The 21,787-nt window shown below is 38.8% G+C and carries 16 protein-coding genes and 1 pseudogene; 12 read left to right on the top strand and 5 right to left on the bottom strand.

Annotation, left to right across the window (positions count from 1 at the left end; genetic code table 11):
- Positions 1-11 precede the first annotated feature (11 nt).
- Positions 12-2,417 carry a heavy metal translocating P-type ATPase gene (locus tag ACFFUE_RS01900; protein WP_376832341.1) on the bottom strand — a complete coding sequence of 802 codons (2,406 nt, stop codon included), beginning with the start codon at positions 2,415-2,417 and terminating at the stop codon, positions 12-14.
- Positions 2,418-2,653: 236 nt separating this feature from the next.
- Positions 2,654-5,218 (bottom strand): translocation and assembly module lipoprotein TamL, encoded by a 2,565-nt coding sequence (tamL, locus tag ACFFUE_RS01895; protein ID WP_376832339.1) that lies wholly within the window; start codon positions 5,216-5,218, stop codon positions 2,654-2,656.
- On the opposite strand from tamL, the gene ACFFUE_RS01890 reads away from it, so the two are divergent.
- Positions 5,204-5,932: a TrmH family RNA methyltransferase gene (locus tag ACFFUE_RS01890; RefSeq protein ID WP_376832560.1), complete on the top strand. Its 729-nt coding sequence runs from the start codon at positions 5,204-5,206 to the stop codon at positions 5,930-5,932. The genes tamL and ACFFUE_RS01890 overlap by 15 nt on opposite strands.
- A 23-nt stretch (positions 5,933-5,955) precedes the next feature.
- Here the strand turns inward: ACFFUE_RS01890 and ACFFUE_RS01885 are convergent, their stop codons facing one another.
- The 3 genes from ACFFUE_RS01885 to ACFFUE_RS01875 form a co-directional block, all read right to left on the bottom strand.
- Complete coding sequence (locus tag ACFFUE_RS01885; protein ID WP_376832337.1) at positions 5,956-6,450, bottom strand: phosphoribosyl-ATP pyrophosphatase; 495 nt, start codon at positions 6,448-6,450, stop codon at positions 5,956-5,958.
- Between the two features lie 14 nt (positions 6,451-6,464).
- Positions 6,465-6,773, bottom strand: coding sequence for a phage holin family protein (locus tag ACFFUE_RS01880; protein ID WP_327984780.1), 309 nt, complete (start codon positions 6,771-6,773; stop codon positions 6,465-6,467).
- Positions 6,774-6,882: 109 nt separating this feature from the next.
- On the bottom strand, positions 6,883-7,266 hold the full coding sequence (locus ACFFUE_RS01875) for a YtxH domain-containing protein (RefSeq protein WP_327984779.1): 384 nt from the start codon (positions 7,264-7,266) through the stop codon (positions 6,883-6,885).
- Positions 7,267-7,475: 209 nt separating this feature from the next.
- Between ACFFUE_RS01875 and ACFFUE_RS01870 the strand changes: the two genes are divergently transcribed.
- From ACFFUE_RS01870 to ACFFUE_RS01820, 11 genes and pseudogenes are all read left to right on the top strand, one after another.
- Positions 7,476-7,817, top strand: a complete 342-nt coding sequence (locus tag ACFFUE_RS01870) for a phage holin family protein (protein ID WP_376832335.1) — start codon at positions 7,476-7,478, stop codon at positions 7,815-7,817.
- A gap of 29 nt (positions 7,818-7,846) precedes the next feature.
- Positions 7,847-9,841, top strand: coding sequence for a S9 family peptidase (locus ACFFUE_RS01865; protein WP_376832333.1), 1,995 nt, complete (start codon positions 7,847-7,849; stop codon positions 9,839-9,841).
- Positions 9,842-10,500: 659 nt separating this feature from the next.
- Positions 10,501-12,477 (top strand): site-specific DNA-methyltransferase, encoded by a 1,977-nt coding sequence (locus ACFFUE_RS01860; protein WP_376832331.1) that lies wholly within the window; start codon positions 10,501-10,503, stop codon positions 12,475-12,477.
- A 1-nt stretch (position 12,478) separates the two neighbouring features.
- Positions 12,479-15,352, top strand: coding sequence for a type III restriction-modification system endonuclease (locus ACFFUE_RS01855; protein ID WP_376832329.1), 2,874 nt, complete (start codon positions 12,479-12,481; stop codon positions 15,350-15,352).
- Positions 15,353-15,530: 178 nt separating this feature from the next.
- Positions 15,531-16,547 (top strand): nucleoid-associated protein, encoded by a 1,017-nt coding sequence (locus tag ACFFUE_RS01850; protein WP_376832327.1) that lies wholly within the window; start codon positions 15,531-15,533, stop codon positions 16,545-16,547.
- A 10-nt stretch (positions 16,548-16,557) separates the two neighbouring features.
- Positions 16,558-16,782, top strand: coding sequence for a putative signal transducing protein (locus ACFFUE_RS01845; RefSeq protein ID WP_376832325.1), 225 nt, complete (start codon positions 16,558-16,560; stop codon positions 16,780-16,782).
- A gap of 177 nt (positions 16,783-16,959) precedes the next feature.
- The gene (locus tag ACFFUE_RS01840) at positions 16,960-17,106 is read left to right on the top strand and encodes a hypothetical protein (RefSeq protein WP_376832323.1); all 147 of its coding nucleotides are present in this window, start codon (positions 16,960-16,962) and stop codon (positions 17,104-17,106) included.
- A 3-nt stretch (positions 17,107-17,109) separates the two neighbouring features.
- Entirely contained in the window at positions 17,110-17,442 is a 333-nt protein-coding gene (locus ACFFUE_RS01835; protein WP_376832321.1) for a type II toxin-antitoxin system PemK/MazF family toxin, read from the top strand.
- 144 nt (positions 17,443-17,586) lie between these two features.
- A complete protein-coding gene (locus ACFFUE_RS01830) occupies positions 17,587-18,513 on the top strand; it encodes a malate dehydrogenase (RefSeq protein ID WP_327984405.1) in 927 nt (308 codons plus the stop codon).
- A 177-nt stretch (positions 18,514-18,690) separates the two neighbouring features.
- The gene (locus tag ACFFUE_RS01825; RefSeq protein ID WP_376832319.1) at positions 18,691-21,021 is read left to right on the top strand and encodes an ATP-dependent helicase; all 2,331 of its coding nucleotides are present in this window, start codon (positions 18,691-18,693) and stop codon (positions 21,019-21,021) included.
- A 35-nt stretch (positions 21,022-21,056) separates the two neighbouring features.
- A pseudogene (locus ACFFUE_RS01820) lies at positions 21,057-21,653 on the top strand (NAD(P)H-dependent oxidoreductase); the annotation flags it as partial.
- Between the last annotated feature and the right edge of the window lie 134 nt (positions 21,654-21,787).

Raw genomic sequence — 21,787 nt, 5'->3', positions numbered from 1 at the left:
ACAACTAACAACTAAAAATATCGCATTCTCAAGCTATTGCTCACCACACTTACGCTGCTAAGTGCCATTGCTGCACCTGCAATCATTGGGTCTAATAGAAAACCATTGATAGGGTAGAGGATGCCTGCAGCAAGGGGAATTCCTATAATATTGTAGATGAATGCCCAGAATAGGTTTTGCTTGATGGTTTGTACTGTTGCTTTAGAAATTCGTATGGCTTGAGGTATTTTTAGCAAATCAGAAGAGATGATAGTCATCTTGGCTACATCTATAGCAATGTCACTTCCTTTGCCCATTGCAATGCTCACATTGGCGGTGGCAAGGGCTGTGCTGTCGTTAATACCATCGCCTACCATTGCTACGGTGCGTTGGTTTTGCTGTAAAGCTTTCACAAAATCAGCTTTGTCTTGCGGTAATACTTCGGCTTTGTATTGGGATATTCCTACTTGTTTTGCTATGGCTTTGGCAGTGGCGTGGTTGTCTCCTGTGAGCATATACACCTCTATTCCCATTGCTTGTAGTTGATAGATTGCTTCTTTGGAGGTAGCTTTTATCTTATCTGCAATGGCAAATACGGCAAGGGCTTGTTGGCTATTGCCAAACCAAATGACGGTTTTGCCTTGGGTTTCCCATTGCTTTGAGGCATCTATCAGTTGAGATGGAATGTTTATCTGCTGTTCGGTAAGGAGTTTTCTATTGCCTACCCAATATCCATCACCGTTGTAGGTGGCTTTTGCTCCTTTGCCTGTAATGCTTTCAAACTGCGAAATTTCTACCATTTCCGATTGGGAAAAATGTTGTATGATGGCTTCTGCCAATGGGTGTTCGGATTGTTTTTCGATGCTTAGGAGTATGTTTTTTAGAGTAGAAACATCTTCTATCCATAGGCTGTCTGTTACCTGTGGTTTGCCTTCTGTGATGGTACCTGTTTTATCGAGGATAATGGCGTCTATTTTCTCGGCTAGTTCTAGACTTTCAGCATCTTTTATCAAAATTCCCTTTTCGGCACCTTTGCCCACACCTACCATTATGGCAGTAGGAGTTGCTAAGCCTAAAGCACACGGACAAGCGATAACGAGTACCGTAATGGCAGAGAGAAGTCCTTGAATCAAGGCGTTTTCTCCTCCGAAAACATTCCACAAAACAAAGGTAAGCACGGCAATCATCAGGATAGAGGGAACGAAGATGCGAGCAATTCTATCTACCATTTTCTGCACAGGCGCCTTACTGCCTTGGGCATCTTGCACCATCTGTATGATTTGGGCAAGCATTGTTTCGCTGCCTACCTTGGTTGCACGGAAGGTGAAACTCCCTTTTTGGTTGATGGTTCCTGCAAAGACTTGGTCGTATGCCTTTTTTTCCATAGGGATAGGCTCACCGCTGAGCATACTCTCATCTACAAAGGAAGTGCCTGAAAGTACCTCGCCATCTACGGCAATTTTCTCCCCTGGTTTTACCAAAATACGGTTGCCAATAGCAACTTGCTCAATGGGAATTTGCAATTCAGAGCCGTTGTCTTGCAAGATGGTAACGCTTTTGGGTTGTAATCCGATGAGTTTTTTAATGGCGGTAGAAGTGTTGCTTTTGGCTTTTTCTTCTAATAATCTTCCTAGGAGGATAAAGGCAATAATCACGGCTGCAGCCTCGAAATAGGCGTGGGCGTGCAATCCTCTTCGGTGCCAAAACTCTGGAAATAAGGTGTTAAACACGCTAAAGAGGTAGGCAATCCCTGTGCTAAGGGCAACTAAAGTGTCCATATTAGCAGAGCGATGTAGGGTTTGTTTCCACGCATTGCGGAAGAAATCTCGCCCTAGCCATAGGACTACTGGGGTAGAAAAAGCCCACATAATCCAATTGGCATAAGGCATATCCATAAAAAACATCCCAATAACCATTACCGGAAAAGCTAAGGCAATAGCCCATAAGGTGCGTGTTTTTAGCTGATGATACTTTTTATTGTGTAGGTCTTCTAGGGTGTCTTGTACAGAATTGTTTTCTATTAGTAGGTCAAAACCAGCTTTTTGCACAGCTTTTTGCAGTAGAAAGGGATTGGTGATATTAGGTAGATATTCTACCGAAAGGAAGCCCGTAGCGAAGTTGACCGAAGCGTAGAGTATGCCCTCTTGCATTTTCACAACATTTTCTATGCTACCTGCACAAGAGGCACAAGACATTTCTAGTGCAGGAAACGAAGCCTTTACCGTTGGTACTTCATAGCCTAGAGATTGAATAGTATCCATTGCTGCAGCAATAGTATCGGGCTGGCTTGTGTGGATAAGCACCCGATGATTGTTGAGCTCAACCGTTGCAGAAACAATGCCCTCTACCTTGGCAAGAGCCCCTTCTATGATTCGGGCACTGTGTTCGCTCTCTACTCCCACTAGAGGTAGAAAAGTGTTTTTTATATTTTTATCCATTGGTTTTCTTTGTTTTGATACTACAAATTTGCGGATAATTTTTTAATCCCCCGAAGAACAATCGACAACCAACTTGAGTTTTGAGTGCTAAGTGTTGAGTTTTGAGTTGTTGAGGAAAGAAGAAGGAAGAAGGAAGAAGGAAGAAAGACTTCTTAACCTTCTAGCTTTCTAACAATTGAAAACCATTAACCATTAGCTAAATGTCCATCAACCATCAACCGACAACCATCAACCAATTAAAACGGATATCCAAAGGCGAAGTTGAGGGTGGGTTTCCAAGTATCTCCAATCACCCAGCGGTTTCCTAGGGGTTGGTTAGGGTCGTGCACCTTCCAAGCGGCATCTAAACGGAGCGTGATGTAGGCAACATTTACCCTAACGCCAAGCCCAGCACCTACCCCCATTTGAGAAATGAATTTATTGAATTTAAACTCATCCCCAGAGCCTGTATCTTTCAGAGCCCAAATGTTTCCCGCATCTACAAAGGCAGCACCTTCAAACATTGGAGAGAAAGGCAATCGGTATTCTATATTGGTGGTTAGCTTCATATTGTTCATAATGAAAGCCCGCACGCGTTCGTCCAGCTGAGAATCCGCAGGACCCAGTCCACCATAGACCCGCCACGCACGGATATCATTAGAGCCTCCGTTGAAATAAGACCTTACAAAAGGCATACGCGTAGAGTTGCCATAAGGAATCCCAATACCGATGAATTGCCTCAATGCTAGCGTATGATTACCATTGAAAAAGTGAAAATACTTTCTAACATCTACATCAAATTTCACGAACTGTGAGTAAGGAATATCAAAGATGGTTTTTTGCATATTCTGTGTAGATAGCCCTTCGTTTTGAGAGCGGCTATTGAATAGGTTAAAGAGGTTTCCCGCTGTTTCTATTTTTCCACTGAAATAAAATGGATTACGATAGCCTTTTTTCCCGATTTCGTTGTAGATAAAATTGTAGATTAAGGAAGAGATGAGCACATCCTGCGTCTGTCGGTCTTTATTGATGAGAGATTGGACAAAGTTATTGAACAAGTCTAAATTTTCTCCCGTAAGTGTACTCTGAAAAGAAGGGTCTTCCATAATGATTCTGGAAGCTTCATCTGATGTGATTTCCCCTGCCAAAAACCGATTGTACAAATCGGGAGAGTATAGGCTAAACATATCATTTCTAATGGCACCTTCGGTAGGGAAGAAGTCGTAATAGCGGTCTTTGTTTCGGGTCAAACTGAGCTGGGTATTGAGAACGGATAGTTTGTGAGAGACCACATCATTGACATTGGCATAGTAGCTCAGTCCACTATTGAAGGTTACCCTTCCTAAGCCGATATTATTCTGCACGGAAATTCCTAGATTGATAGCAGAAGTAGGAGAGTACCGTTTGGGAATCAGCTTGTAAGATTTAAAAGGGAGGAGCAATCTCGGGAAGCTAAGAGAGGATTGTAGAGAGGCTTCATAGGCGAATATCCTTTGGCTTGTATTCTTGGAATCTACCACACGCCCCGTGATGCCAGAGATACCCACAGTAAGGTTTTCTGCACCGCCAAAGATGTTTCTACTGGTAAGGTCCACAGAAGGTGAAATCCCCAGATTGAGAATCTGCGAGTAGCTTAGGTCTGTGGCAACACGAAAATCATATTTAGGCAAAGGTGCCAGATAATAGGAAACATCCAAGATGCTATCAGTTCCCTTTCTGATGCGTTCCCGATAATCAATAATGCTGAAATTGTTGGTCGCCGCAATATTTCGTTTGGTAAGGTCTAGATTTTTTTGTTTGTAAACCTCGCCAGTAGCTAAAATAATGGGACGCCACAGAGCATTGGTTTTGTACTGTTGGTCTAATTTGTGAAACTGAATGCCACGCAAAGTTTCCTTGGAAGTTTCCAAAGTATCGGAGAGTTTTTCTAGTATATGTACATTAATATCCCCTATGGTAGCCCTTTTGTAAGGAGTTCCCAAGGAATCCTTTCGGATGTCCATTACCAGTGGTACATTTTTTCGGTTGTTTAGCGTATCTGCGGTGAAGAAAATCTCTTCATTAGAGCTGTTAAATTTATAAAAACCTTCATCTTTCATCTGCTGATTGATGCGGGCAATTTCAGCTTCTAGTTTGGTTTGGTCTAGGATATCACCAGCCTTTATAGTACTTTTATGATGGCTACCTTCGTAGATTTTTTTGATTTCAGGGTCTTGAATATTGTAATAATACTCTGAAACTCTGGTAGGTGTGCCGTGTTTGATGGTGTAATTAACTTCCGCTTTCTTGGAGGCAGAATCCAGAATATGCTGATGTTTTACTTGAGCATCCCAAAAACCTCGGTAGATGAGTCTTTTTTGGATATTCTCGGTACTATTTTCCGTTCGGGCTTCGTCTAAGATAACAGGAGCTTCGCCAATGGTGTGCAAAAAACGATTGATGAATAAGTTTTTCCCTACCGACTGAGGCATTTCGTACTTAATAAATAGAGAATCTCTCAGTTTTTGATTTCTCATTTCCGAAGGATAGGTAGTGTATTCATTAAGTAGTGTATCATATTTAGGATTGGCGAGATTGTAAGCCCAAAGCCCAAAAGGAAATAAAAAGAGTGCTTTTTTGTTAGGTTTTTGTCCTACATAGTCGGGTAACTCATTGCTATGCTCTTTACTATCCTCGTAGGAGAACGAGTTTTTGGTGAGGAGATAGCTGCCCTCTGGCACCTTCTTGGTAGTGCTACAAGCGTAAAGAATTCCCATAGAAGTTGCAACTGATAAAAATATGTGATATTTTTGAAAATATTTCTTGATATGCTTACGGCTCATACGATAAAAATTATACAGTCTTTAGACAAAAGAAAGTTCAGGCAAAAATACAATTTGTTTTTGGTAGAAGGTAGTAAAACCATCAGAGAACTTTATTATTCTAACTATAAAGTAAAAGAATTATTTTCCACTAATGATGAGGTGGGTGATTTTCCTGCTCACGAAATACAAAAAATAACGCCAGCAGAACTGAAAAAAATAAGCTTTCTACAGCATCCAAAAGATGCCGTAGCACTCTGTGAAATTCCAGAAACTAAAATGATGGAGGACGCAGGGTTCAATTTGGTTTTAGATGGCATACAAGACCCCGGTAACTTGGGTACAATGATTCGCTTGGCAGATTGGTTTGGAATACCACAGATCGTTTGTAGCCAGGATACTGTGGATGTCTATAATCCGAAAGTGATTCAGGCAACAATGGGATCTTTCACACGGGTGAATGTGGTCTATACCGATTTGGTAGAATTTCTGAAACATTCTGAAAACGAGAGTATAGGCACTGATATGGAAGGTTCATCTATCTATGATTTCCATTTTCCTGAGCGGCTCAACCTTGTTCTTGGTAATGAGGGCAACGGAATGCGGGATGCTACCGAGCGTTTATTGAAACATAAAGTTACCATTCCAAGGTTTGGGAAAAACCAATCTACCGAGAGCCTCAATGTCTCTATGGCGTGCGGCATCATTTTAGGTGAGATTTTCTCAAAAAAATAACCGTTTCTGAAAACGGCTATTGGCTATATCAATTTTTCCATACTGGATATGCTTTTCTTTTGCTGAAATTCTTCCGCTTTGTTTCGGATGTATCTCAGTGCGATAGGCAAGACATAAACAATGGCTAGGCCTATGAGTTTATGTTTCCAGCTGCTGCTTTTTAGGTTCTTTTTTGCGGCATTGCCGATGAGTGCTACACCTCCCAGTTTGATGGCACTTTCTATCAGATTGCCTTGTAGGCCATCGTTATCAAAATTGATGATGGAGTTTTTTCGGCTTCTATTGGTGAGTTCATTGCCGATAAGTTTGGCAACATTACCTGTTTTTAGGGTGAGTTTAGTTTCTCCCTCTGGGGTTACTTGCTCCATCAGGAATTTATCTGTAAAGCCATTGGTAAATGCACTAAGGCTTTCTTTGGTATTCTCAAAGGTGAGTAGACCTTCCATATCCTGAACTTCTTTTTTGAGCAGGGCTTTTTTTCGTCTTAATTCTTCTAGGCTATTATATTTAGTGGACATTTTTTGAAAAGGTTTTAAGGGTTAAGCAGTTTAATGATTTTATTAGCCACCGAATTGGTAATGCTTTTTCTTGCCAAAAATAGAACAATAAGAATGAGCAAGTAAACGCCTCCCATAATGAGCACACCATAGGCGTAATTGCCCAAAAGATAGCCAATCCAAAGTCCTAAACCGATATTGAGCAGGATGATAAAGAATGTTGCTACAAATACTGCTAATAAAATGAATGCTGCCGTACCCAAACTTACGGAGGTTTTCTCTGTAGCTTCCATTTTCAGGAGGTCGGCTCGTTTTGCAGCATATTGCTTTAGAATATCTATCATAAGTTTAATAATTTAATTGAGTTGCAAAAATGGGGAAACTTAGTGATATAAGCTTCCCCAATTTTTATATTTCCATTCGGAAAACTGAAATCATCATTGGAAGCGGGTTTTATTTAAGAGCGTCCAACTCAGTTTCAATTTCTTTAGAAACTTCTGCAACGGTATTGGCTGCTTGGTTTTTGTACTTGTCATATCCTTCTTTTACAGAAGATACCACTCTATCGGTAGTTTCTTTGACCTGAGCAGAAAGATTATCGTATTGGTTTTTTACTTTTTCAGATACTTGCTCATATTGTTCTTTGGCTTTATCTACCGTTTTACCATATTGGTCTTTTGCCTGAGAAGCCAAATCGTCAGCTTTATCTTTTAGTTTTTTTCTGGTTTTCTTACCTTCTTCTGGAGCGTAAAGCATTCCTACAACCACACCTACAGCTGCACCAGCTAAAAGACTTGCCAAGACAGCACCTACATTGTTACCACATTTTTTAGACATAATATTTAATTTTTAAAGGTTAAAATTCTATTTGATTTTCGCTGTGTGAAGTTACAACAAAAGTGCCAATAAACCTTATTTAAACTATTAAAATTATGTTAAAATGGGAATAATGAAAAGAAATATAAAAGTCTTGAAAGATAAACCGCACCCTATTACCTGCCGTTAATTCAAATAAAAATCTTATTTTTACATCAAAATTGAACACAATGAATGCTATTTTAAGATTGCTCATCACAGCGGTAGTAGCCTATTTGCTTACCAATGTTTTGGATGGCGTCCGCTTTACAGATTTTTCTTCAGCCATTGTATTTGCATTGGTTTTAGGTCTTTTTAATATGATTGTAACGCCTATTTTAAAATTTTTAGGCTTGCCACTTACCATCATTACCTTGGGACTATTCTCTTTGGTCATCAATGCCATTGTTATTCTTTTGGTAGATTATTTTGTAGTTGGTATGGTGGTTAATGGTTTTTGGTGGGCATTCATATTCAGTATAGCGTTGTCTTTTGTAACTTCTATACTGAATTCTCTATTGCTAAAAGATTAAATTTCAAAAAAATAAATTTATAAAGTAGAATGAAAATTAAACAAACTTTGGTAGCTCTTGCAGTACCTTTCCTTATGAATGCACAGCAAGTAATGACGCCAGAACTTTTGCATTCCCTTAGAAGAATAGGCGTTTCTGCGGTTTCACCAGAACAAACATCGTTGATATACAAGGTGAGCCAAACCGATGTAAAAACGGAAAAAAGCCAATCTGAAAGCTACTTCCTCAATCTTCTTAATGGGCAATCTGCCAAGATAGATTTGGGCAAAAAAGCATTGATACAATGGGATAAAAATGGGCTGTATGCCTATGAGGAAGAGCAGATTTTGATTTCTAAAGACTCTGGAAAAACTTGGGAAGTTTTTTATACCATTGGCAAGGTTGATCATATTGTGATTTCTCCCGATGGGAAAAAGATTGCGTTCAGCAAAGAGGTGCAGGTAGAGACAGTCTATGGCAAAGAAAAATATTCCGATTTGCCCAATTCTACTGCTCAAGTTTATACCGACCTTAATCACCGCCATTGGGATTATTTCAATGAAGGGAAATACAATCATATTTTCGTAGTTCAGAAATCTGAATCTGTGGATAAAGCCAAAGACTTGCTAGAAGGAAAAGCGTGGGACTCGCCACAGCGACCGTTTGGCGGAGCAGAAGACTTTATCTGGAGTCCAGATTCTCATCAGTTGCTCTATGTGGTAAAACCTTTGAGTGGGAAAGACTATGTACTTTCTACCAATACAGACATCTTTGCGTATGATTTAGCCTCTGGCACCACTAGAAATTTAACTGAAGGAATGAAAGGCTATGATAAGTCGCCGAAATTCTCTCCTGATGGAATGTATCTTTCTTGGCAAAGTATGGCAAGAGATGGCTATGAAGCAGATAAGAACGATATCTATATAATGAATTGGAAAACAGGAGCCAAAACCAACCTCACAAAAAACTGGGACGAAAGCGTTACAGGAGATGTGTTTTGGATGCAAGATGCTAAAAAACTCTACTTTACAGCAGCCTTCCGAGGGACTAAGCAATTGTTTTCCGTAGAAACTAAAACGCAGAAGGTAACACCTATTACCAAAGGAGATTTTGATGTGAATGCCATCATCGCACAGCATCAATCTACCTTGTTTGTAACAAGAAACGATGTTAATCATAACCCTGATATCTTCTCCGTAAACCTTGCTAATGGTAAGATGAACCCCGTAACGGCGGTGAATAAAGATTTTTATGCCCAGATAACCCCTTCTAAAACCGAACTAAAAATGGTGAAAACCACCGATGGTAAAGAAATGGGCGTATGGTTTATCTATCCACCTCATTTTGACCCTAATAAAAAATATCCTACTTTACTTTATTGTCAAGGTGGGCCACAGTCTGCATTAACGCAGTATTTCAGCACCCGTTGGAATTTTGCCCTAATGGCTGCTAATGGCTACATTATAGTAGCTCCCAACCGTAGAGGAATGCCAGGCTGGGGTACGCAGTGGAATGAACAAATATCCCAAGATTGGGGTGGGCAAGTGATGCAAGATTACCTTGCGGCTACCGATTTTGCCAAAACATTGCCGTATGTAGATGGCGATAGAATAGGTGCAGTAGGAGCCAGCTATGGTGGCTATAGCGTGTATATGTTGGCGGGGATTCATCAGAATCGTTTTAAGACTTTTATTGCCCATAATGGATTGTATGATATGAAATCTTGGTATGGTACTACAGAGGAATTGTTCTTTGCCAACTGGGATTTGGGAGCTCCTTGGGACCAACCTACACCAAAGGCATATACGGAGTTTAATCCAAGCAATTATTCTCAAAACTGGAATACACCAATAATGGTAATCCAAGGGGGGATAGATTTTAGAGTGCCTTATGAGCAAGGCAACCAAGCGTTTCAAACAGCGAGGTTGAAAGGCTTAAAATCGAAGTTTCTATATTTTCCTAATGAAAACCATTGGGTGCTTCGTCCTCATAACGCTCTGAATTGGCAACGAGAGTTTTTTGAATGGCTGAAAGAAACGCTCTAATGCTTAACTCTAACGTTAAGTTAGCTTTAATTCAATAGGATATAAATTTTCCCCGCTTCAGCAAAGCTGAGGCGGGGAAAATGTTTAAATAGGATATTGAAACCCTCTGTGAGAGAATTTCATAGTAGGAAAAGTCAGCGGGAATCTTCCGTGAGGAAATTTCATAGTAGGAAAAGTTAGCGGGAACCTTCGGGGAGAGAATTTCATAGTAGGAAAAGTCAGTGGGAATCTTCCGTGAGGAAATTTCATAGTAGGAAAAGTTAGCCAGCACCTTCGGGGAGGTAATTTCTAAATAGAAAAAGTTAGCCAGAACATTTCGGGCAGCCTCATTCTTTTTGGGTTAGGTATAGCAGGGCTATGCTACGGTCTCAGTTTGCAGATAGACAGAAGTACAGGCTTTGCCTTGCAATGTTTTGAATTTTGAGTTACTCAACACTAAACACTAAACACTAAACACTCAACACTAAGCACTAAGAACTCAACACTCAACCCTAAGCACTATTTTAAGTTTTTTAATACTAAATTTTGTGATTGTGAATTTTAAATGCGTAATTTGTAGTTATAAATTTTAAGTTTTATAGTGCATTTAGTTTTGAATCTTAAACTACTAAAAACGAAAAACTTGACATTGTTAAATAGGTAAAATTCAGAGAATAAAGATGAACACAGAACAAAACCTCACACACAATATACACGCTATCAATCCGAATATGGAAAAACTCAAACAAGCCTTTCCGCATTGTTTTGATAAAAACGGCGATTTTGATTTTGCAAAGTTTCGGGAAGAATTGGAAGGCTCGGGGATGAATATTGCCAAAGAGGGCTATGCTCTGAATTGGCTCGGTAAGTCCTATGCTAGAGTGTTGGCAAGTGATGCGGCTACTACTTTGCTCCGAGAAGATGAAGCCCACAATGCAAAACCTGAAAATGCCAATAGTGAAAACCTCCTGATAAAAGGGGATAATCTGGAAGTGCTAAAACACCTATCCAACGCCTATTATGAAAAGGTGAAGATGATTTATATAGACCCGCCGTATAATACGGGCAGTGATGGTTTTGTGTATAATGACGACCGCAAGTTTACCGCCAAACAACTGCAAGAGCTGGCAGGAGTAAGTGAGGACGAGGCAAAACGCATTTTGGAGTTTACCCAAAGCAATAGCAACAGCCACTCGGCGTGGCTTACCTTTATGTACCCGCGTTTGTACATTGCCAAGCAACTCCTAAAAGGCGATGGGGTGATTTTTGTGTCTATTGATGACAATGAAGTAGCACAGCTCCGCCTTTTGATGGACGAAGTGTTTGGGGAAGAGAATTTTATTTCTGAAATTATTTGGGAAAGGGCTTATGCTCCTGTTAATTTAGTGAAACACTTTTCCACATCTCACGACCATATTTTAGTGTATGCAAAAAATATAAACTTTGCAGTAAATAATGGACTAACAAGAAATGAAGAAGTAAATAATCGTTACCAAAATCCAGATAATGATCCTCGCGGAGTTTGGTCAAGTAGTGATATTTCTGTAGGTCCAGCAATCTTAGAAAATATTTATCCTATCACCGCCCCTTCGGGGCGGGTGATAGAGCCTCCAACTGGACGCAGTTGGAGTCTCTCAGCGAATGCATTCGCTGAGAGACTCCGTGACAATAGAATTTGGTTTGGTAGTGATGGAAATGGAGTTCCTCGTATTAAAAGATTTTTATCTGAATTAAAAAAAGATGGAATTACCCCAATGACTATTTGGAAGTATACAGAAGTGGGGCATTCACAAGAAGCAAGTCAATCTCTCAAAAAACTATTTGAAGGAAAAATGCTTTTTGATTATCCCAAGTCTGTTAATCTTATCAAAAGAATTTTGCAATTATATTCTGATAAAGATTGTTTAATCCTCGACTTCTTCGCGGGTAGTGGAACAACCGCTCATTCTGTAATGCAACTCAATGCAGAAGATGGTGGCAATAGAAAATTTATTTTGGTGCAACTCCCAGAACTTATTGATCCAAAGAAAAGCAAAACTGCTTATGATTTTGTAGAAAAGGAATTAGGAGTTACGCCCCCAACTATTTTTGAAATTACCAAAGAGCGTATTATTCGTGCCGCCAAACAAATCAATGCAGAGCTGGATAGCAAGATAGAAAAACTAAAAAACGAACCAGATACGGAAGAAAACAAAGCAGAAATTGCTAAAAACTTAACACTCAAAACTCAAAACTCATTCAAGATTTTTGAGACCACGCCTATTTGGGAAGATTATGATTTTCAAGCCACACAGCTTGCCAATGCTCCACAATTGTTTGACGACAACCAGCTTACCGAAGAAGATATAAAAGCATTATTCACCACTTGGAAAACCTCTGATGGTATTGTACTTACAGAGCCAGTACAAACGGTGGATTTGGCGGGATATACGGCTTATTATACCAAACAAAAACTCTATTTGATGCACAAAGATTTCGGTACGGAAACTTTGAAAGCCTTGTTAGAAAAGATTGATGCCGATGCTTATTTTAACCCAACAGCAATTATTGCCTTTGGTTATTATTTTGAAAGCAAAGCCTTACGCGAAATAGCAGAAAACATCAAAACCTATAACAACAAGAAAAATATAGACATCGATTTTATTACACGGTATTAATATGAAAGGATTTAATTTTGAAAAAAATCTCGACCATCAGCAACAGGCAGTGGATGCCACTCTGCGTGTTTTTGAGCGTGTGAATAAAGTATTACCCGATGGTGTGGATAAGCAGTGCGTCAATCCTTTGTTAGATTATAAAGATTTTCAGTATTGGAGGAATTTAAGAGGAATAGAAACCTGTGTTTTACCAGAGGGGTTGGTGCATTACAAGGTAAAAAACATTGTAGATATAATGATGGAAACAGGTACGGGGAAAACCTATACCTATACCAAAACAATGTTTGAACTCAATAAACATTATGGTATTTTCAAGTTTATTGTGGTGGTTCCTACTTTGTCTATCAAGGCAGGAACGATCAATTTCTTAAAATCTGATTCTTCGCGAGAGCATTTTTATGAGCAGTATGGCAAAACTCTGAAACTGCATATTGTAGAGAGCCAAACGAGTAAAAAATCAAAGAAAAGTTATATTCCATCGGCAATCAACAATTTTGTAACGGCAGGTGATTTTGACAAGAATAGCATACAGGTAATGATTATCAATGCAGGTATGATTAATTCTAAAACATTGGCAGAGAAGTTTGATGTAGGATTATTTGATAAATACAGCGTTCCATTTGATGCTATTGCAGCCACACGCCCGTTTATGATTATAGATGAGCCGCATAAATTCTCACAAGACAACAAAACTTGGGACAATCTCCAAAAGATGCAACCGCAGATGATTTTGCGTTATGGGGCTACTTTTACACAAACCGAGAATTTGGTTTATACCCTTTCGGCAGTAGATGCTTTTTCCAAAAATTTGGTAAAAGGCGTTATTGGTCATATTACCGAGTTTCAAGAAGGTGAAAATGCACTGGTAAAACTCATTGATACCGATGGTAAAGAAGCATCGTTTGAAGTGAATGAGGGAACAAGCAAAAAGACCATCAAAATAAGCAAAGGTGATAGTTTGAGCCGTGTGCATCCGCAGATGACTGATTTGTTTTTGGAGCAAATGAATAAATCCAAAGTAGTGCTTTCCAATGGCTTGGAGATGAAAAAGGGAGACAAAATCAATCCGTATTCTTATGCTCAAACCCTACAAGAAATAATGGTGCAAAAAGCCGTTAAAAAGCATTTTGAAATAGAAAAAGACCTCCTTACTCGCGAAGTACGCATCAAGCCACTCACACTATTTTTTATTGATAATATAGAAGAGTATCGCAATAAAGACGGGAATTTGCGTCAGTTGGTAGAGCAATACATCAAAGCCGAAGTAGAACGCCTGTTACAGACAGAAACCAATGCGGTTTACAAGGCATTTTTAGAAAAAACATTAGCCAATATAGAGGCTACACACGGAGGGTATTTCTCCAAAGATAACTCGGATAAAGATGAGGAAATAGAAAAAGAAATCAATGAAATCTTGCACGATAAGGAAGCGATTTTGGATTTGGACAATCCTCGCCGTTTTATCTTTTCTAAATGGACTTTGCGTGAAGGGTGGGACAATCCGAATGTTTTCCAAATATGCAAACTCCGAAGCAGTGGTAGTGAAATATCAAAACTTCAAGAGGTAGGGCGTGGCTTGCGTTTGCCAGTGAATGAATATGGCAATCGTGTAAAAGACGAGCAGTTTTACCTCAACTATTTTGTGGATTTTACAGAGTCAGATTTTGTAGATAAGCTGGTGAATGAGATTAACGAGAAATCGGGAGCAATTTCTATTGAGTCGGTTCCAGAAAAGTTAACCGATGATATTATCCAGAAAATCACAGCATCTTATGGCGTTACAGAAGATGATTTGTTAGAAGAATTAGATGATAAAGGAATTATAAAGCGTAATAATACCTTTAAAGAAGGTGGATGGGAATACATTAAACAGCACTATCCAAATATTTTCCAAGGGGTGAATTCATCTAAAATCCGCAAGGCAACCGATGCTCCGAAGAAAATCAGTGTGCGTACAGAGAAGTATGCAGAGCTGAAAGCCTTATGGGAAAAGCTGAATGAAAAAGTGATTTTGGAATATAAATTTGATGATGAAAAGCAATTTGAAGCTCTATTAAAAACCTTTTTTGTAGGGTTAAAAGAGAGATTCAAGATAGAAGGTTTAAAACATAGAGAGAAAAAAATCATTATTCAGGACTATGAAGCCTTGTTAGATGCGGAAGTTTCAATTTTTGATGATGAAATCACACCAGTATCTACAATGTTGTATAGTGATTTTATCAAAGAATTGGCAAAGGTTTTACATATCAATCTAAAAACCATTCATCAGGCATTTGTAGATGCAGGTATAGAGATAGACAAATATCTGAATGCGTCCACTATTCGGATTATCAAACAAGGGTTCAATGAGTTTTTAATGCACAATGCTATTGATAAATTTTCTATTGCTTATCAACAGGTAAATAATAGTATTCACCCAACAAAGCTCACCGATGCTAAAGGTAATCCATTGCAAGAAATCAATGCAGGGGATATCGGGGTGCAGTTTAGTGAGGACAAAGTTGCCGAGAATTACCTCTTTGAAGAATTGTTTTATGATTCTGATTTGGAAAAGAAAAATATAACAGAGAAAATAAAAGAAGTGATTGTATTTACCAAAATACCAAAAAACTCTATCAAGATTCCTGTGGCAGGTGGGGCGAGCTACTCTCCTGATTTTGCTTATGTATTGGACTTTGCCGACGGACAAAAACAATTGCATTTTATTGTAGAAACAAAAGATGTTGCGGGAGATAATCAATTGCGAAACGAAGAAAAACAAAAGATAAAACACGCAGAAATACTTTTCAATGGAGCGGTAAAAGTTTCGTTCAAAACCCAGTTTAGCAATACGAAAATTACGGAGCTGATAAAAGAAGTGTATTTACAAGCGTAATTTCTTGTGTGCAATCGGTCATTTCGTTAATAAATAATATCAACACCCTCCCAGAAATCACTTCTTGGGAGGGTGTTGTTTTGAGAAATGATTCACTGCGTAATTTAGAATAAAAATGCGAGGGTATATTTTTTACGCCAGCTAATGCTTATATTTGCTCATTATAAATCAAAGGACAATGTTTTCAAAAATTATAGTGCATAGGGTAGGAAATAAGATTAATAACGAGAACCTTTTTACTTCTCAAGAAGAATTGCATCTGGAAGAAGAAATGAAGGAACTCTTGAATGATTTTTTTCTATCGTCTTTCAAATCAGAGGAGAAGTTTCATTTTTATAGTGATACTTATTTGGTCAATAATCCTGTTTACAGCTCCGTTTCGGAGATTTTTGAGGATAAGGATAAATTTGTTTGGGAAAGCGAAAACATTGCAAAACACCTCTACGAAGTGGCAGAAAATCCTCGTGTGCAGGGTGGGGAGCTTTTTGTAGTTTATTTTGAAGGCGAGGAAACTGATGCTGGTAAGATAGACTCCATCGGGATTTTTAAAACCGAAAAAAAAGACCCTTTTCTTAAGATTTTTCCTAACGATGAAGATGGCTATCAGCTAGAAAAAGACTATGGGATATCTCTAGGGAAACTAGACAAAGGTGCCATTATCTACAACAATAGTAAGGAAGATGGCTATGTACTTTCTGTGATAGATAATAATAAAAATGGCGATTTTTACTATTGGTTTGAAGATTTCTTAAAGGTAAAACAGCGAAGTGATGATTACTTCCATACCCAAGAAACGCTGCAGGTGTACAAAGACTATATCACGCAGCAGCTGCCTCAGGAGTTTGAAGTATCCAGAGCAGACCAAGCGGATTTCCTCAATAAATCTATCAATTTCTTTAAAGAAAAGGAATCTTTCAATTTTGATGAATTTGCCAATGAAGTTTTGGAAGACCAAAGCGTAATAGAGAGTTTTTCTAATTTTAAAACTGATTACGAACAAGAAATGCAGGTGTCTATCTCTGAGGATTTTCCTATCAATGAATCGGCGGTGAAAAAACAGCAAAGACACTTTAAATCGGTTATCAAGTTGGACAAAAATTTTCACATCTATGTTCATGGTGATAGAAAAATGATTGAAACGGGCGAAGACGAAAAGGGAAAATACTATCGCCTTTATTTTGAAAAAGAACAATAAAACCTTGGCTATGGCAGAATTTACAATGATTTATGAGTCCTCATACCTCTATGAGTTGCAGGTGAAAAAAAGCAAATTAGAATCAGAAGGGATTTTTTCGTACATCAAAAACGAATATGTGAACAATGTAGCGGTGATGTCCCTTACGGAGCTATATCAGCTATGGGTGAATACCCCAGATGCCCAGCAGGCAATAGCAATTTTAGCTGAAGTTGCCGATGATGGCGAAGCATAAAAGAGCATCATAGAAAAATGTTTCTTGCTAAGACCATTTATATTTTGTAACTTTGAAAGCATAAAAAATAAGGTTTGGGAATGATGAAAGGCTTTGTTTTTGTATAGGTTCCTTCCAATTAATAATGAAAAGGAATTTTAAAGTATATTATCAATAAAACTAAAAGCACAAAATATTATGGAAGTGAAAAATAAAAAGCTAAGGCTAAACCAAAGAAAAAAGAATATAGAAATAAAAAAAGCTAAGGAAAAGGAGGAAGAAAAAAAAGCCTTCCTACTCACGGCACAGAAAAATGCAGCATCGGTTTTTGCTAAATATCTGTAAGGTATGAGATATCATCAGAGGGATGTAGTGGAGATTAATTTTCTCTTTCCTAATGGGGCGATGAAGCCTCACCCTGCCATCATCATTTTAAATGATGAACTGCAAGAGGCGGAGGGCTTTGTTTATCTGGTGCTTATTTCATCTAAAAATTATAATGATGAGTATTCTTATCCCTTGACAGATGAGATGCTGACCTTTAAAATGGAAAAGCAAAGTTTTGTGAAGTGCCAACTGATAACGGCTAACCCAGATGAGACCATTATCAAAAGATTAGGAATGATAAAAGAGCCTTATTTCACGGAAATAAAAGAGAAAATTATAGTGTCTATATTCTAAAGTTTTTTTTAGATAAAGTCAGTGCTGGCGGATGATTAGATATTTTCATTTAGTAAAGGGAAATAAAGATGAAATATCATTGAAAACATCAGAATATGAATATTATTTAATAAACGATAAACATAATTAAAAACAAGTAAAAATATGAAAGTTACCGTAGTTGGAGCAGGTGCAGTAGGTGCATCTTGTGCAGAATACATCGCAATGAAAAACTTCGCTTCAGAAGTAGTATTAGTGGACATCAAAGAAGGTTTTGCCGAAGGTAAAGCAATGGATTTGATGCAAACAGCATCGCTTAATGGCTTTGATACTAAAATCACAGGTACAACAGGAGATTACAGCAAAACGGCTGGGTCTGATGTTGCGGTGATTACCTCTGGTATCCCAAGAAAACCAGGTATGACAAGAGAAGAGCTTATCGGTATCAATGCTGGTATCGTGAAGGAAGTTACTGAAAACTTGGTAAAACACTCTCCAAATGTTATCATCATCGTGGTGTCTAACCCAATGGATACAATGGCGTATTTGGTACACAAAACTTCTGGCTTGCCAAAAGAAAGAATCATCGGTATGGGTGGTGCATTGGATAGTGCCAGATTCAAATACAGATTGGCAGAGGCTTTAGAAGCACCTATCTCTGATGTAGATGGGATGGTGATCGCTGCTCACTCAGATACAGGAATGCTCCCACTATTGAGCAAAGCAACCAGAAACGGAGTGCCAGTAACAGCTTTCTTGAGCGAAGAAAAACAAAACTATGTAATAGAAGAAACTAAAGTAGGAGGGGCTACGCTTACCAAGCTTTTAGGAACTTCTGCTTGGTATGCACCAGGTGCAGCGGTATCTACCATTGTACACGCTATCGCTTGCGACCAAAAGAAAATGATTCCTTGTTCATTGATGCTTAATGGTGAGTATGGACAAAGCGATATTTGCCTTGGTGTACCAGCGATTATTGGTAGAAACGGTGTAGAGAAAATCGTTGAAGTAGAACTAACCGATGCAGAGAAAGCGAAGTTTGAAGAAGCTGCAAAAGCCGTAAGAGAAGTCAATGGCGATTTGAAGTTTTAATAGTTTTATTTATTGAAAGTATATTGAAAGGCTGTTCTAATTAAGGGCAGCTTTTCTATTTCTGTAATACTCAAAGCTATAAAGGATGAACCATTTTTATAGTCTCTCGGGGGAGATAGATGATAGTTTTTTCCATCAAAAATCTTAACTTTGTGGGTTCAAAAAAAGAATTGGAAAATGGATTATCTGAAAGGACTTAATGATGCTCAATATCAAGCTGTAACCACTTTAGAAGGCCCACTAATGGTACTTGCTGGTGCTGGTTCGGGAAAAACTCGTGTGCTGACGATGAGAATCGCTCACCTGATAACTAATGGCGTTAGTCCGTTCAATATTTTAGCCCTTACCTTTACCAATAAAGCCGCCCGAGAAATGAAAGAGCGTATTGCCAAAGTGGTAGGGGATAGCGATGCTAAAAGTATTTGGATGGGTACCTTTCACTCTGTATTTGCAAGAATCCTCAGAAGCGAAGGGCATTACCTTGGCTTTCCTTCCAATTTTACCATTTATGATACGCAAGATGCTCAGAATGTCTTGAAAAAAGTGATTAAAGACCTGAATATAGACACCGATGTTTATAAACCCAAAAAGGTGATGTCTAGAATTTCAGCGTATAAAAACAACCTGATTACCGTACGGGCATACAACAATAATCCAGAACTTATAGAAGCTGACCAAAAAGCCAATATGGGGCATATGGGAACCATCTATGCTAAATATGTGGAAACCTGCTTTAAAAATGGAGCAATGGATTTTGATGATTTGCTTCTGCGTACCAATGAACTCCTAACGAGGTTTCCAGAGGTTTTGGCTAAATACCAAGACCGTTTCAGATATATCTTGGTAGATGAGTATCAGGATACCAATCACTCTCAGTATCTCATCGTAAAGGCTTTGGCTTCAAAATTTGAAAATATCTGCGTGGTGGGAGATGATGCCCAGTCTATCTACTCCTTCCGTGGAGCTAATATCTATAACATCCTCAATTTTAAAAAAGATTATCCAGATGCTGTAACGGTCTCTTTGGAGCAAAACTACCGTTCTACACAGAATATTGTAGATGCTGCCAATGATGTGATTGCTAAAAACGAACAACAGTTTAAGAAAAATGTGTTCAGCGATAATGAAGTGGGGGAAAAAATAAAAATTTACCGTGCCCTTTCAGATGCAGATGAAGCTGGTTTTGTAGCAAAAAACATTTGGGAACTGCACAATGCTCAGCAACGCCATTTTAATGAATTTGCTATTCTTTACAGAACCAACGCCCAGACTCGAGCATTTGAAGATGCTTTGAGGAAGAAAAATATTCCATATCGGGTCTATGGTGGGCTATCTTTCTATCAACGAAAAGAAGTAAAAGATTTGGTGGCTTACCTTCGCCTATTGGTCAATTCTAATGACAACGAAGCTTTGCTGAGAATCATCAATTATCCTACGCGAGGCATCGGTGAAACCACTCAGAATAAACTCATTGTATTTGCAGATGCACAAGGCATTTCTATTGCTCAAGTTTTGGATAACCTCGGGTTTTACGCCACGCAATTAGGCTTCAACAATGGCGTTTTGAATAAGTTGGCAGATTTTTGGTCAATGATAAAAGCCTTTGAAGTGATGCTGAAAACAGAAGATGCCTATACGGTATCTATGGAAGTCGCCAAACGCAGTGGACTAATAAAATCCTTGAAAGAAGACCAAACGCCAGAGGGCATCTCCCGATTGGAGAATGTGCAGGAGTTACTCAACTCTATGAGAGGCTTTATAGACGAACAAAATCAATTGGAAGACGGCGATGCCAGCCTTACCAATTTCCTCGGAAATATTGCCCTCTCTACCGACCAAGATAATAACCAAGAGGATGATGGTAATAAAGTAGCACTAATGACCATTCACCTCTCCAAAGGGTTAGAATTTCCTGTGGTTCACCTAGTAGGATTAGAGGAAAATCTCTTCCCAAGCTTTATGAGTTCCTCTACACGAGAGGAGCTAGAAGAAGAGCGAAGATTGTTTTATGTGGCACTCACCAGAGCCGAGAAACAAGCCTTTTTCTCCTATGCCGTTACCAGATTTCAATGGGGAAAAATCACAGATGCAGAGCCATCGCGTTTCCTTAGCGAGATGAATACAGAGTATATAGAGTTCATCAATCCCGTAGCAGAACGGCAGTTTATCAATCGCTCTGGGCTGAAATCAAGCATTTTTGATGACACTCCAAGTGAACCGAGAACTTTCAAGAAAATAGAACCTAAAAAGAAAATAGAACGCAGTGAGCCACTGAACCCCGTGTCTAAAAACCTAAAGCCTATAGCGAAGGCAAAAATTAATACCCATAGCGGAACGGCGGCAGAGGACATTGAGGTGGGCGACCAAGTGCGGCACGATAGATTTGGTATCGGTGAAGTGATATTTTTAGATGGTACCGACCCGCAAAACATCAAAGCTAAAGTTCATTTTCAAAACGAAGGCGAGAAAAACCTTATCCTTAAATTTGCAAAACTGACAAAGATTTAATTGAATACTAACCAATAATAATTGATTGAAATAATGAGTTTTTAGAATTAGCAAAAAACCGATATACTACCAAGAGCTATAACGCTGATAAAAAAATATCTGATGAGGTAGTGGAGCAATTAGCAGAGATATTAAGACTAAGCCCATCGTCTATCAATAGCCAGCCGTGGCAATTCATCATTGTATCTGATGAGGCGATTAAAAATCAATTGGCAGAAGCTTCATTCTTCAATAAAGAGAAAATTCAAAACGCCAGCCATTTGGTGGTTTTCAATGCGGTGGATAGTTTATCACACTTTGAGCAACAGATTCAGGAGTATCTTCCACAAGGGGCTATTGGCTACTATCAGCAGGTGATAAAACCACGCCCTGAAGCAGAGGTGAAAGCGTGGCTACAAAAGCAGGTTTATATAGCGTTAGTTTTTTTCCTTTCGGCTTGTGCAGATTTAGGAATAGACAGCACTGCAATGGAAGGGATAGAAGCGGACAAATACCAAGACATCTTGAAGCTAGAGCACCACAAGCCTCTTTTGGCGGTAGCCATTGGATACAGAAATTCAGAAGATAGCAATCAGCTGGAGTTTAATCCAAAGCAAAGATTAGAGCAAGATAAGGTGGTTAAGTTCTTGTAAACTTCAGAGGATACAAAAAAACTGAGTCAATCTCCAAAAAGATTGACTCAGTTTTTGAAAAGATCGAGTCGATTTTCAAAAAGATTGACTCGATTTTTTTTACGCATTAGTCTCGTTCAGATTTTACCATAGAA

This window comes from Bergeyella porcorum (assembly GCF_042427575.1).
Taxonomy (GTDB): domain Bacteria; phylum Bacteroidota; class Bacteroidia; order Flavobacteriales; family Weeksellaceae; genus Bergeyella; species Bergeyella porcorum.
Note: the sequence above shows the minus strand (reverse complement) of the source record. Positions and strands in the feature narration are given on the sequence as shown.